This is a genomic window from Bacillus sp. FJAT-27916, from assembly GCF_001183965.1.
Taxonomy (GTDB): Bacteria; Bacillota; Bacilli; order Bacillales; family Pradoshiaceae; genus Pradoshia.
The window spans coordinates 3,273,713-3,288,289 of the sequence record NZ_LFZV01000001.1 but is presented as its reverse complement, the minus strand read 5'-3'; the positions used below and the strand labels follow the sequence as shown (position 1 = coordinate 3,288,289).

Here is a 14,577-nt window from a genome sequence, read left to right as displayed (position 1 = left end):
GGGAAAAGCCGGAGATAACTTCAAACGCTTACCTATTGCTACGAGTAGTTTAACAAGAGAAAATAAAGGGTTATATCCTTTTTCTAGAATTTTGTTGGCAGGAGTCGATGTTATGAAAAGGTTAGTAATTATAACAGTGGGTAAAACCCACTCTGGCAAAACTACATTTGCGAAGGCATTAGAGAAACAGCTAAATAACTCTTTTGTAATGGACCAAGATAACAACGCTGAATTTATTAATTCTTACTATAAGATCTTACAACCAAAACGAGGACCTAATACTCTTAAGCACTCTATTTCAAAATTAATTGTCGATTATGCCAAAGAAAATACTCATCTTCACTTTATTATTAGCAACTCAAATAGAAGTCGAAGTGGACGATTGTTTTTACTTGAAGAATTGTTTAATACAGATGAGTTTGTTCGCATTTTGGTTCATTTTGATATTCCTGATGAAGTTCTTGAGGAACGAATAACTCTAAGCAAAAGAAGTACAAATATATTTAGGGGTGCGTATTCAAACTTTAAGGATGTACTTGTTAAACAACAGGTAGAATCTTTAAAAGAAGATATTGTAGACCCAGTAGAAGGTGAAGCAGATCATTTATTTGTAATTAAAAATAACGAGGAAGTTAATCAAGTTATTCAAAATATAGTTCAAATTGCTAACTTACATAAATTAAGTTTGTGAATAATTGTACTTAAACTATCAGGGGCGTTCGTATTATAGAGTTCAGCCAGATCTTTCTGGTTGAACTTTTTTTATATGGATTTATTCTATCAGTAGCCAGGGTAGAACGTACGGGGGCGTGGGACATTGATCCCGTCGACTAAACTGTTCACCCCCTACTAGTAGAAATATGTTTGAGGCTGGTTGGGACTTAGATCTCGTATAACAAGCGAAGATATAATACTACTTGAGGTATTAGGGGTTACTGGTGAATACGCAATAGGAGGAGAAAGAATGAACCCGGTTGTGGGTATAGACGTAGCTAAAGAAGTAAGTGAAGTACAGGCTTTTTTAGATAAAGGAAAGCCTTATGGAAAGAGCTTTTCAATTAAGCATAATCGTGAAGAATTAGATGGTTTTATAGGTTTTTTAGAGGAAATTAAATCAATGACAGGTCACACACAGGCCGGTGGTTATATTGGAATCAACGGGGCATTATCATACTCCTGTTATTCAATGCTTAGAAGAGAATGATGTACTTTATATTCTGTTGAACCCTATCATTTCTCACCAAGCAAAGAAATCCAGTTTAAGAAAAGTAAAAACAGATGCATTTGATGCCTATCAGTTATGTGTCCTTTATTACAAAGAGGATTTTGAACCTTATAAATTGAGGGGAATTCAACTGATGAACCTGCGTAACCTTTCTAGGCAACAGGAGATCGTGACGAATATGTATGTGGAAGCAAAACTGCAATTTCACACGATTTTAGATCAGACTTTTCCTGAATACAGAAAGGTATTTGGAGATCTTTTTTCAAAAGTATCCTTATCAATATTAAGAGAATATCCAACTTCGGAGAAGATTCTAGAGGCGGATGAAGAGGACCTGGCGGAACGAATAAAAGGGTATTGTCCAACTCGTTCTATTCAGTGGGCAAGAGAGAAAGCAAGGAAATTGATCCATTCAGCTACTCAAAATCCTTTTCAAAAGGTGATGTATCAAAGCCATCTCATCAATCTTAATATGTATATAGACATCTTATTTCATTACCAAGGACATCTGTCGGAATTGGAGAACCAAATGATATCCCTGGCAAATGAAATAGAAGAATATAAGATTATCCAATCAATACCTGGGATTGGAGAAAAAATCGCTGCCACGATTATTTCTGAAATCGGTGAAATTGATCGGTTTAATCATCCTAAGAAACTAGTTGCCTACGCTGGAATTGATCCCAGTGTACATTCCTCTGGGAAGTTTACAGCTACGACGAATCATATAACGAAACGGGGTTCCAGCAGGCTAAGACACAGCTTATATCTAGCTGTATTATGTGGAATAAGGAGTTCCAGAAATAAAAAGCTCAAAGAGTTCTACGACAAGAAACGCTCAGAAGGAAAGCCTTTGAAAGTGGCAATTGTCGCTTGTATTAATAAACTTCTTCACTGGATTTATGCTTTATTAAAAGGCAAAGAACATTTCCTGGATATAGCTTAAAAAGGTTATCCAACCACATAAAGAAAAACCTTCCATTTGGTATGCCTAAAAACAGTATAGCATATAAAAAAATGAATTTTACAGAGAGATATTGACATCCTATTAGCTGGTTTAGTCAAATAACAAGTACAGCCACTTCCTATCTGGAGGTGGCTGTTTTGGCGTAAAAGAAACGTAACGTAGATACATTCATTTTGCAATGGGGAGTCGTCCTTAAAGATGAAATTTAACAAAAAAAGTAAATTTAAATTGAATTTACAGAAAATGGGGATTATAATTGAATTAGATAAATTATAATTTATCGATAAGAAAATATTAATTAATAAATTAATTTTTACCTGAAGTTCTCATTTTATATTCGTATAAGGAGGTCTGAGTATATAAAGCTTTAAGACGTAGTACATTCAAAGCTGAATGATATATGTTAGTTTGCAGTCCTGTAGATTTTACTGGTATTTAATTTGGCCATGTAAAGATGAGTATGGTTATATCACTACTCAGTTTGATGATTTAGTTCATCACCGGTTCACAACAATTAAAACAATAGGGAGAGCATAAATAGTATGAAATACGAAATGATTATCGAAACAGCAGAGCAGCTACATGCACTATCACATCCATTAAGGCAGCGCATTCTGAATGTTTTAACATCTAGAGAGCTAAGTAATAAACAAATTGCCGATGAGCTAGGTGAATCGGCACCAAAAGTACATTTTCATGTAAAAGAGCTTTTAAATGCCGGAATTATTCAACTTACAAAGGAAGAAGTTAAGGGTTCGATAATCGAGAAAAAATATATGGCAGCAGCACGTTCTTTTCGATTATCACCTGCTTTAGAATTATCTAAAGCAGATCAACATATGCTCTATGAATCTACTTTTCATGCAACGTATCAAGATCTCCTTGAAAGTATTGATTATTATGAGGGTGTCATTCCTTTTGCGCAAATCTTCCAGCAACAGGCTTGGTTGAATAAAGAAGAAATAGATTTAATCAATGAACATTTTGCTTCAATCAATGAAATTGTAGAGGCATCACGAACGAATGATGAAAAGGATGAGGCTACTTCGCTTTATTCACTTAGTTACTTTTTTCATCTAGCGTCTCAAAGGAAATCTACTTCTGATGGTCATGAAAAATGAACATTTTAAAGAATTCCTTGCTTTTAAACAAAAACTTTTCCTTGTTTTTCTTCGGGCAATCGTTATCAACAGTTGGTGATGGATTTAAACAGATGGCGATTATTTATCTGATATTTGAAATGGGCGGCGGGGGAATGGAAGTAGCCCTGTCTCAGTTTTGTTTAATGGTACCCCGGATTCTTGTTTTATTATGGGGTGGAGTAGTGGTTGATCGTTTAAACGCTAAAACCGTTATCTGGACGACAGATTTATTTCGGTTTATCATAACGGCAATATTAGTCGTATGTATGATGATCGATTCCTTAACTTTTCCATTTCTCTATTTCTTGCTTTCTTTATCAGGAGTGATAAGCGGATTTTTTTACCCGGCCTTCAGTTCAATTGTCCCTTCAATTGTGGAAGAGAAGGATTTGGAAAGAGCGAATGCTGGGGTGCAGTCAATCTCGCAGATAGCTATGTTTATAGGTCCACCTCTAGCCGGTCTGTTAATCGCGTATTCAGGTGTCACTATTGTCTTCATTGCCAATGCGCTATCCTATCTTATAGCTTCGTTGACAGGCATGTTTATAAAAATTAATAAACAAACACTTCCTAAAATGAAGAAGTCAACCATTCTTAAAGATGTTTCAGAAGGGTTTCAGCAGGTGTGGAGCGTTAAATGGCTTAGAACCTTATTATTAGTTGATTTAATAGGGGGGCTAGCAGTTGTCGGACCCTTGCAGGTTATATTACCCGTCTATTCAAAGGAGAGTTTAGGTCTAGGCAGCTCTCAGGTGGGAATCGTTATGGCGGCTTTCGGTATAGGATCCCTTATAGGAATGGTCATTGTTTCAAAAGTAAAAAGGAAATATAAGACCATTCGTTCCTATTATTTTCTTGAAATATTTCAAGGTGCTGTCTTATTTCTAATCGCTATTCCTTCTCTTTGGGTAGTGTTAACTATCTTATGTATCGTAGGTATATTAAATGGTATCTCAGGTGTCATCATGACTACACAAATACAAGCTCATGTTCCAATGAATAAGCTCGGCAGGACAATGAGTATAGTTGCGCTCGCATCTTTTGGGGCAGTGCCTATCTCTCAGTTGTTTTCAGGTTGGATTACCGAACATGCACCATTAGCAGTTGGGTTTATTCTAGCATCGATCTTATTATCCATAAGCGGCTTATTTGGAGTGGTTGTTACAAAGAAACAGGGAAAAGTAACATTTCAAACACCCGCCGGTACGAGTGATTCTAAATGAATAGTGAGAGATAAATTTCTTTCCCATGTCAGACAATGGTCTTTGTCTAAGTTATTCAGAGAATCTACATTCATCGCAGAAAATCTTCTCGTTATATCCTTCAACGACCAGGCCATTCATCAATAGCAGTCATGACAACTCTCTTCCTTTGGAGCCATCCTTAAAAAATTTCATAAAATTGCGTTCACATGACGGGTATTGATCCAATAAGGATTAATACCCGTTAGTATTCTTACGAGAGAAACGGATCCTATAGTTATGTACTAATTGCATATAATGAAAGGCTGATTACATAAATGTATAGTTTAGATAGCGGAAGAGGGATAAAACATCCTGAAAGTTGAAATAAAGATGTAGTGATACTTGTCACTATGGAGGGTAACCAATGGAATACGATAAATATCTGAGAACTATGCCGAGCCATCATCTGAATCTCGGCAGGTTCAGAATATTTTCATTCCTCTCTTTCTCCTCCCTTCCACTTGGTATAATGTGGGTAAAAATAATCCTCTCCCTATCAAAGGAAAGAGAACCAATGGAGGAATGCCCTTTGACTCAGCTCATTCAACTCCCGCCTGTGCTAGAACCTTTTCGCGAGGCTATTGAACAATCCCGCACACCATTCATTCGCATCCAGACTCAAAGAGGAACACCCGCTTTATTTGAAAGCAAATTCGGGGGATACCCCTACCTTCCAAAAGACTTCCCTCACCCTGTGGATGAAAAAGGGAATCCCCTTCGCTTTTTGGCACAATATCGATTGGATCATCTCCCGCCTCTTTCTGACTTACCGACAGAAGGGATGCTTCAGTTTTTCATCTCCACCCCTGATGACGGCAGTTTGGGTTCCAATTGGGATAACTTAAGCGATTCGCGGAATTTTCGTGTAATCTTTCATCCTGCAGTCACCGAAGACGTGTCACTTCTCTGTACCGATTTTAGCCATCTTACGGTGGACGACGATGATGAGTATTTTCCTGTGGATAGAGAATATGCCCTTGCTTTTACCTTGTCTGAAGAAATTGTTGGGTTATCCGACTATCGGTTTGAGCGTCTGGACATTTCGTTCTCAGAGGACGAGGAAGAAACCGTTTGGGATAGTTGGCATGAACAGTTTTCAAACGGGGGACATAAAATCGGTGGATATGCCGCCTTTGCGCAATTTGATCCACGTGATTCGGCTGAGCATGAAGACTATTCGGTTCTTTTGCTTCAAATTGACAGCGAGGAAGAAACTGATGACATCATGTGGGGAGATGTTGGGGTAGCCAATTTCTTTATCCGTCCAGAGGATTTGAAAAAGCGGGATTTCTCCCGTGTATTGTATACGTGGGATTGCGGCTGACGGCATTCTTGGGAACTGTTAGACAAACAAAAGGCTTTTTAATAAAGGTTTATTTTAGTGATTGCGGAATTAATTTATGAGATTGTTATGGAAGGGGGATGTTTCTTTGGTTGATAACAAATTTTTATCACAAACTTTTTTGGCCTTTGCCGAAAGGGAATGTAAAGGATCTAGCCCATTATACGAATTGTTATCCATAAATATTTCTAAGGATTATGAACTTCTAGAAATTTGTAGTAATGCAGGAGAGGGGCAACCCATTCCAAACCTGTTATTCGGTGCAGTACATTATCTTTTATTAAAAGGTAATGACCACCCATTGAAAGAATTTTACCCAAGTATAGTTAATAATCCAAAGTCATATAGAGAATCGTATAAATTCTTTAAGGATTTTTGCTTTAAACATCGGAGTGAAATTGAGTCAATTCTCAAGACTAGACTTGTCCAAACGAATGAAGTACGAAGATGTGCATATCTTTATCCTGTTTTTTGTACTATTTATGAGATAGTGAAGAAACCACTAACACTTATTGAAATTGGAACGAGTGCAGGATTACAGCTTCTTTGGGACCAATATTCATACTCATACGGGCAAAATGACATATATGGCAGGTTTGATTCCAGACTTAATATTACTGCACAAATAAAAGGAGAAAATACTCCGATTCTCCATTCGACGCCGCCGCCAGTATCGGCAAGGATTGGTATAGATTTAAATACAATTCATTTAAATGATGAAGATGAGAAATTGTGGCTTAAATCCTTAATATGGACAGAACATAAAGAGAGATTGTGTATGTTTGAAGAAGCTGCAAGTTATATTAAAGAAGTTCCAGTGAGTTTATATGATGGTGATGGGGTTAGTATGTTACCTAAATTTGTTGATAACACTTCAGAAGACAGCGTGATTTGTATTTTTCATACTCACGTTGCTAACCAGATACCCGTAGAAAAGAAAAAACAACTGTTGCAAATTGTTGAAGGTATTGGTAGGAATAGGGACGTATTTCATATATACAATAATATTCAAGATAGGTACTTGCATCTTGATTATTATTTGGATGGTGTTGAGAGTAAAAATACTATAGCTACAACAGATGGACACGGTAGATGGTTTGAATGGTTTTTGAAAAGCCAAATGCCAATTCAGTAAATGGTGAAGCTGCTACTCTATGGGTGGCTTTTTCACTGTCTGAATTTGTGGAAAAATGTACTTAAACTATAGGGAGCGTTGATCCAAGGAGGATTAATGCTCTTTTTTGTTGAATTCCTTATTGTTATATGTGACAGGTTAGCTCAATAATGCGAAGAACTTACACTTTCCTTATGTAGAATAATGAATGTTAAAAAAGGAATTAGAGGTATTTGGTATTGAAGAAATTCAAAGGTTTTCTAAATCACGTCATATGGAGGGTTTTATGAAGCGTTTAAAAAAGATGCTTGGTATCCTAGTCTTCACAATCTTGTTATCCTCTTGCAGCAATTCCTTTTTAGGCAGTTGTCCTGATGGTGAAATTGAATGGATGGATGTCTTGAAGATTAGCGGTATCAAATACCAACACCAGTTTCCAGACTCTGCGGATGAGTCGGGTCCCATTTCAATTGAAAAGGGCAGGAAGCTTGGGGAAGTTGCCTATAGGATGGCTGATAATGCTTGTAGCGATCACCAGATGGAAAATGGGGATGCCACGTTTTTGGAAGAGGGGACACCCATCTATGAGGTGAAAGGCTATCCGTCAGATTTGCTGGTGATGGCCAACGATAAAACTTATGTGGTGGATACCCATATCGAGGCCAAAACGGCTGCTGACCTAGTACCAATGAGAAAGTTCGTGAAAAATATTTACATTGAAAGTACAGAAGATGGAGAACGAATACACACATTCTCACAACCTTCAAAAACGAAATTCCTAGATGCTTGGGATCAATTGAAATTGGAGGATATTGAGACTTTGTATAAGGATGATAAAATGGACGGAAAACGATTATTTTTAGAAATTGAACTGAAGAATGGTGTAGCATTTAGGCTGATCTATGTAACAGATTCGAATATGTTTAATAATGGGGCAATCGGAAACGAAAAAATAAAAGACGTGATTGAATCTGAAATAACAGATATACAAGAAGAATCATTATTCGACCAATAGAGACTAACCAGTTACCAATAACCTGGGCGTTGGTCCAAAGGAGGATTAATGCTCTTTTTGTTGAATTCTTTATTGAGGGAGTTTAGTCGAATAAATAAAATTATAAAAAATCGAACCTTTAGTTTATTTTTCTTCATATAATTATTATGACACTTGAAAGGTGGGGTTTTTATGTACAAAGAGAACGGTATAGAAGCTTATGAAGCATATAATCGAACTGAGTTATTAGCAGGTTTAGAGGTGAAATCTGAATATATCCTTATTAAAGGAGACTATTATAAAGACATAAGAAAGATTATGGATACTCATCCTCCAGAAAACGAAAGTATAGGAGTGGCCTTAGGAAGTGCAGGTGTGCTATCAATTCTTATTTATGCAATAAATGCAGTAAGAATTTCCTTCAGTAAAGAAGATAAAACGGATAAAATCATTGACAGAAAGTTAAATTTATACAAAATTAAAAGGATTACAGATGACGGTTTATTATTGAGTTTAAAGCAGTTAGATTATTAGAAATGGCATATAGAGAACTATTTTGGATAGTTCTATGCGAATAAATACACTTAAACTCTCGGGGGCATTTATCTAAGAAGGATTAATGCCTTTTTGTGTGGAATTCCTTATTGGAGAAACGGGCAGGTTAGCGGAAGAAGCATTTAACCATAAATTAATAGAAAATATAATGTACAGGTAAGATAACAAGAAGGTTACCAAATTTAAAGTGGTGATAATATGAATAATAAAACGTTTAAAGGCAGTAATGATTTCGAACACTTGATTAAGCTAATCAACTCAGTTCCCCAAAAACAATCAACTTTGTTAATTGGGATAGACGGCTGTGGAGGTTCAGGGAAAAGCACACTCGCTAGTAAGTTAAAGAGTAAATTATTAAATACAACTGTTGTGCATATGGATGATTTCTATTTGCCTTCTTCACAACTTCTAAAAACGCTTCCGAAGAATAAGCCCGTTGGTGCTGATTATGATTGGAGGCGTGTTTTAAATCAGGTTCTTGAACCCTTAGCTCAAAATAAAGAAGGGCATTACCAGCGATATGATTGGGTAAGGGATATTTTAGCAGAGTGGCATACTGTTCCAGTTGGAGGAATTGTCATAATAGAAGGTGTATACACAATACGTCAGGAATTTTTCGGAAAATACGATTTTACAATATGGGTTGAATGTCCAAGAGACACAAGGCTTTCACGAGGTATTGAAAGAGACGGAGAAACAGCTCGTGATATGTGGGAGAATAATTGGATGTTATCGGAGGACGTTTATGTTGAAACATATAGACCTTTTGAAAGAGCCGACTTAATAGTAAGTGGTATTGAATAAATATTCTATAGAGCTAAAGGGGCGGGTCACTATTCCATTTCCGTTCGTATCAATACTTGAAATATCACCATTATTGTTTGAGTTAGAATTTGAGATTGAGAGTCAACCGAGGGATTGGCTTTTTTCTCGTTTTCTTTCAGTGCCAGTGTTTTTACTTAAAATAACTTGTAATTTGCAATTAATATAGCTATTCTATTCAAGGAGGATTACTTGCATATTGCAAGTAAATAAAGCAGGCAAGAGGTGATTTTTTTTGCACGATATTCGGAACCTTTTTCAAATCTTTACACGTCGATTTGGGTTTTTAAACAAGAATTGCTGTCAAGCGGAAGGGCATGATATCTCGCTCGTTCAGAGTCATATTTTATATGAAATTGAACATCAGTCATTGCCTTCGATGCAACAAGTGGCTGACACTCTCGGAACGGATATTACAACGTTTAGCCGCCAGGTTCAATCCTTAGTAAAAAGAGGATTAGTGAAGAAAACACCTGATGCAGAGGACCGGCGGATCTATCTACTTTCTTTGACAGAGGAAGGGCAGCGTGTGGCAGCCAATATCAATGAGCAAATGAATGACTATCTTAATCAAGTCTTTGCCGGGATGAGTGAAACGGAAAAAGAAATGGTAATTCAATCCATTCAGCTTTTGAATGAAAATATGAAAAAAACAACAAGATGCTGTTCTGCTCCATTGGGGTAAGATAGCATTTCGTTAAATACTTGCAAAATACAAATAATAGAGTTGATTTTGCGAGACAGATTTACTTGTAAATGCACCTGAGGGTCATAATAGGAGGAAAGCATTTGCTTCATCAATGCTTCTAACACACTTTTAGTAGGGGATAAGAAATGAAAAAAATTGACTTAACTTCTGGGAATGAACTTTCGGTTATCTCTCTTTTGTCTCTTCCGCTAATAGGAAGTTCCTTGCTCCAGTTTCTATATAACTTTATTGACATGATCTTCGTTGGAGGTCTTGGTCCTGATGCGATTGCTGCCGTTGGATCAGCAAGCTTTTTTATAAATTTGGGATATGCGGTTCAAGCAATGATTGTCGTTGGCGGAGGAATAAAAATCGCTCATTCAGTAGGGAGGAAGAATGACGCAGAGAGTGCTTCCTATATTGGAAGCTCTTTGTTATTGAATCTTTTTATTGGCATTATAACCGTATTTGGATTGCTGTTATTTGGAAATCGTCTGTTGGATTTATTGAATTTAAATAATGATGCCGTACAAATAGATGCTTATAAATACCTGGCGGTGTCTGCCTTTATGCTCTTTTTCTCCTATTTCAACACGTTCTTCATTCGAATGTTCAGCAGCTTTGGAAACAATAAACAAAGCTTCTATATCAGTGCCTTTGGTCTTATCTTAAATATCATTCTTGATCCGATTTTTATCTATACATTTAAATGGGGCGTCATTGGTGCTGCCATTGCGACATTGATTTCTCACATTCTTATGTTCATTTTATTTATCTATCTAGCGAGAAGTATTCTGTTCAAGAAGAACATTTTCCAAATACGTTTTCAACAGTTCAAGGAAATCATAGGACTTGGTATTCCGATGTCAATACAACGAATTCTGTTTACCGTCATCAATATCATACTAGCTATCATGATTGCTTCTTATGGAACGGATGCGGTTGCCGCACAAAAAATCGGTCTTCAAATTGAATCGATTACGTTCATTGTCATGGGCAGTTTAAATGGAGCGGTTGGCAGCTTCATTGGTCAGAATTTTGGAGCAAAAAAATATAAACGAATCTTAAAAGGGTACCGAGTTAGTCTATTGCTCGGCATATCCTATGCCCTTATAACGAGCATCATCTTTATCTTCTTCTCGGAAGAATTAGCTGGGATATTTACGCGCGATCCTGAAACAATCGCGATTACTTCAGCCTATCTGACAATAATCGGTCTCTCTCAAATATTTATGGCAATTGAAATCATTTGCATGGGTGCTTACACAGGGATTGGTATGCCGAAAATCCCTTCAACGATTTCTGTTATCTTTACGCTAATGCGAATACCTCTAGCCATCTTGCTTATTCCTTCATTAGGGTTGGCTGGGATTTGGTGGAGTATTGCGATTTCGTCATTTGTAAAAGGAATAGTATCCGTGCTCATTTTCAACACAATTTATAGGAGGAAATATCAGCATGCCATTTAATCTCTTCTCTACTCTTTCAAATAAACAGATCTTGGATGTGAATATTGGACTTGAACGGGAGGGGTTACGTGTTACAAGTGAAGGCACTCTTTCATTAACGCCGCATCCTGCTGTTTTTGGTGATAAAAAAGAGCATCCTTATATCACGACAGATTTTTCAGAATCTCAAATAGAATTGATTACACCCGTCTTTCATACAACAAACGATGCAGTTGATTTTTTAGACTCCTTATACAATATAGCGGCATTGGAGCTGGACAATGAATTTATATGGCCCCAATCCATGCCTGCCATCACACCGGAAGTAGAAGATATTCCGATAGCGATCTTCCCTAACCAGGAAAAAGATGAGCAATATCGAGAGTATTTGAGAAACAAATATGGAGGAAAAAAACAACTTATTTCTGGAATTCACATTAACTTCTCCTTAGGAGATGCATTGATACAGACACTCTATACGAAAACCAATCAACAAAAATCCTATCAAGCGTTTAAGCATGATCTTTATTTAAAGCTTACTCGCAACTACTTACGTTACCAGTGGTTCCTGGTCTATACCCTTGGTGCTTCCAATACGATTCATACAACCTATGAGAAGAAATGCGTAGATACGATGGAAGAAATCTCTCCTGAAACGTATTCGAACAACAAGGCCATATCTTATCGAAATAGCCTTTGTGGGTATCAAAACAAAGAATTCATCGAATTGGATTATTCCTCTCTCGAAAATTATGTGGATTCCATTACAGCTTATATCAACCACGGGGTGCTTAAAGATATAAGGGAGCTCTATACCCAGGTGCGGTTGAAGGGCAAAGGTCCTGTTTATTCTACAGAGGATTTACTGCAAGACGGTATTGAGTATGTAGAGCTTCGCACGATTGATATCAACCCATTTGTAAAGAGTGGACTTTCCGTTGCTGATTTGAATTTTATTCATTTATTTTTATTATATTGCATAGAAAAGGAAGAGCCGCCATACGAAAAATGGCAGCTAGAAAGTGAGCGGAATATCCAAAAAGCAGCTGTTGAAGGTCAAAATGGGCAGCTTATGCTCCAACAAAATGGCGCAGAGGTTTCCATAAGAAGCTGGGGAAACGAAATCATACAGGACCTGTTAAAAATGAACGAGCAATATGAGCTGCCATTTAAGGAAGTTCTGAAAGCAAAGGAAGACATCATTCACAATCCAGAAAAGACCTATGCCTATAAACTGGGCCAGTTATGTAAAGAAAAAGGGTATATAGAGGCGCATATGGAATTGGCTAAAAAACATAGAGACGCAGCTTTCCGTGAACGCTTCTTATTTAAACCTTATACCGATATGGAGCTTTCAACACAAATACTGCTGAAGGAAAGCGTTAAGAGAGGCATCTCTTTCGGAATCATGGATCGAAAAGAGAATTTTATCGAACTAATAAAAGGGAGCAATGTGCAATATGTCAAACAGGCGACAAAAACAAGCAAGGATCAGTATGTCGCTGTTTTGATCATGGAAAACAAAAGCGTGACCAAGCAGATTCTTAAAAGGAACGGTTTGCAGACTCCGGAAGGGGAAGAGTTTTTTGATCTGGCATCTGCTAAAGAGTCAATTCATCATTGGGTTAATCGGCCATTAGTTATAAAGCCAAAATCAACAAACTTTGGATTGGGGATTTCAATATTCCCGAAAGGAGCCGGTAAAGAAAGCTTGATTCAAGCATTAAATATCGCTTTCAGAGAGGATTCGGCCGTTCTTATAGAGCCTTTCATAAAAGGGAAAGAATATCGCTTTTTGGTCATTGGAGATGAGACGGTGGCAGTCTTGCATAGAGTGCCAGCCAATGTTACAGGTGATGGAATATCAACCATTCAACAATTAATAGACCAAAAAAATGAAAATCCATTAAGAGGAAGGGGGTATAAAACGCCTCTAGAGAAAATCCAGATTGATGAAAACATGAAGCTTTTTCTAGAACAGCAAAACCTAACAATTGACTCTGTTATACCCAAAGGAGAAGAGCAATATTTACGTGAAAACTCTAATATATCCACCGGCGGGGACAGCGTCGATGTTACGGACATGGTGCCAATCAGCTTCAAAAAAATAGCGGTAGAGGCCTCCAAATCAGTTGGAGCCAATATTTGTGGAGTGGATATGATAGTGGAGGATCTAACTGATGACCACTCCCCATATTCCATCATTGAATTGAATTTCAACCCTGCCATCCACATTCATTCGTATCCATATGAGGGGAAGGAACGAAATATAGCCTATAACATTCTCCAGCTCTTAGAATTAGATTAAGTTTCAGAGATGAAGCCAGTGGGAAACCACTGGCATTTTTTGTGTGCTTTGTTCATAACCATGACACAGGTGGTTAGCGGTTAAAAGGGATTTATGGGGTTGTGGAGAATGTTGAATCATAAGCCATTCTTACAGGGGGGTTACGTGAAAAAAACAATGGCCATCTATCTGCTTCCATTATGTCACTTCATTTTGGCTGGTTGTACGGGGGATGACGAGCTTTTAAGCTGCGCTTCTATTCAAGAAAGTGCTGGCTATGGCTGTTAACAGCCATGTTTTATAATCAATGATAATCTTAACGATTAAAGAAACAATATGGAGGGGGTGTTATTATTTGCTATTTCTAAACATACCTGTTATTCTTAAGAAGAATTATTTTTGTTCGGTTTCAGATTGAGAAGCGATTTTGATTTTCGTCTAAGGTTTTGAGCAAGGATAGTAATACATTGTGTGGAAACACACTAGGAGGCAACAACTATGGAACAAGGTAAAGTAAAATGGTTTAACGCAGAAAAAGGCTTTGGATTTATCGAACGTGAAGGCGGAGAAGACGTATTCGTACATTTCTCAGCAATCCAAGGCGAAGGTTTCAAATCTTTAGACGAAGGTCAAAGTGTAACTTTTGACGTAGAACAAGGCCAACGCGGCCCACAAGCTACAAACGTTCAAAAAGCTTAATAACAGCTAAGAAAAGACCCTGCCGGTGCAGGGTCTTTTTTTATACTCAT

Annotated in this window: 13 protein-coding genes and 1 pseudogene; all 14 read left to right on the top strand. The window is 37.3% G+C overall.

The window, feature by feature from the left end; translation table 11 throughout:
• Nucleotides 1–112: 112 nt before the first annotated feature.
• On the top strand, nucleotides 113–691 hold the full coding sequence (locus AC622_RS16125; RefSeq protein ID WP_049673022.1) for an ATP-binding protein: 579 nt from the start codon (nucleotides 113–115) through the stop codon (nucleotides 689–691).
• Nucleotides 692–964: 273 nt separating this feature from the next.
• Nucleotides 965–2,171 (top strand): annotated as a pseudogene (locus AC622_RS16120) (IS110 family transposase).
• Between the two features lie 563 nt (nucleotides 2,172–2,734).
• Complete coding sequence (locus AC622_RS16115; protein ID WP_049671999.1) at nucleotides 2,735–3,313, top strand: ArsR/SmtB family transcription factor; 579 nt, start codon at nucleotides 2,735–2,737, stop codon at nucleotides 3,311–3,313.
• Complete coding sequence (locus AC622_RS16110) at nucleotides 3,310–4,557, top strand: MFS transporter (protein ID WP_049671998.1); 1,248 nt, start codon at nucleotides 3,310–3,312, stop codon at nucleotides 4,555–4,557. Before AC622_RS16115 ends, AC622_RS16110 begins: the two co-directional genes overlap by 4 nt.
• Nucleotides 4,558–5,107: 550 nt before the next feature.
• A complete protein-coding gene (locus AC622_RS16105; RefSeq protein WP_197089947.1) occupies nucleotides 5,108–5,902 on the top strand; it encodes a YwqG family protein in 795 nt (264 codons plus the stop codon).
• Between the two features lie 106 nt (nucleotides 5,903–6,008).
• On the top strand, nucleotides 6,009–7,055 hold the full coding sequence (locus AC622_RS16100; protein WP_231589546.1) for a DUF2332 domain-containing protein: 1,047 nt from the start codon (nucleotides 6,009–6,011) through the stop codon (nucleotides 7,053–7,055).
• Nucleotides 7,056–7,320: 265 nt separating this feature from the next.
• Nucleotides 7,321–8,049 (top strand): hypothetical protein, encoded by a 729-nt coding sequence (locus tag AC622_RS16095; protein ID WP_049673021.1) that lies wholly within the window; start codon nucleotides 7,321–7,323, stop codon nucleotides 8,047–8,049.
• Between the two features lie 171 nt (nucleotides 8,050–8,220).
• A complete protein-coding gene (locus tag AC622_RS16090; RefSeq protein ID WP_049671995.1) occupies nucleotides 8,221–8,562 on the top strand; it encodes a hypothetical protein in 342 nt (113 codons plus the stop codon).
• A gap of 219 nt (nucleotides 8,563–8,781) precedes the next feature.
• Nucleotides 8,782–9,387: a uridine kinase family protein gene (locus AC622_RS16085; RefSeq protein WP_049671994.1), complete on the top strand. Its 606-nt coding sequence runs from the start codon at nucleotides 8,782–8,784 to the stop codon at nucleotides 9,385–9,387.
• Nucleotides 9,388–9,640: 253 nt separating this feature from the next.
• Nucleotides 9,641–10,090, top strand: a complete 450-nt coding sequence (locus AC622_RS16080) for a MarR family winged helix-turn-helix transcriptional regulator (protein ID WP_049671993.1) — start codon at nucleotides 9,641–9,643, stop codon at nucleotides 10,088–10,090.
• A 149-nt stretch (nucleotides 10,091–10,239) separates the two neighbouring features.
• A complete protein-coding gene (locus AC622_RS16075; RefSeq protein ID WP_049671992.1) occupies nucleotides 10,240–11,562 on the top strand; it encodes an MATE family efflux transporter in 1,323 nt (440 codons plus the stop codon).
• On the top strand, nucleotides 11,552–13,849 hold the full coding sequence (gene gshAB, locus AC622_RS16070) for a bifunctional glutamate--cysteine ligase GshA/glutathione synthetase GshB (protein WP_049671991.1): 2,298 nt from the start codon (nucleotides 11,552–11,554) through the stop codon (nucleotides 13,847–13,849). Before AC622_RS16075 ends, gshAB begins: the two co-directional genes overlap by 11 nt.
• A gap of 144 nt (nucleotides 13,850–13,993) precedes the next feature.
• Complete coding sequence (locus tag AC622_RS21580) at nucleotides 13,994–14,116, top strand: hypothetical protein (protein ID WP_269431794.1); 123 nt, start codon at nucleotides 13,994–13,996, stop codon at nucleotides 14,114–14,116.
• 210 nt (nucleotides 14,117–14,326) lie between these two features.
• Nucleotides 14,327–14,527, top strand: a complete 201-nt coding sequence (locus AC622_RS16065; RefSeq protein ID WP_049671990.1) for a cold-shock protein — start codon at nucleotides 14,327–14,329, stop codon at nucleotides 14,525–14,527.
• Nucleotides 14,528–14,577: the final 50 nt, after the last annotated feature.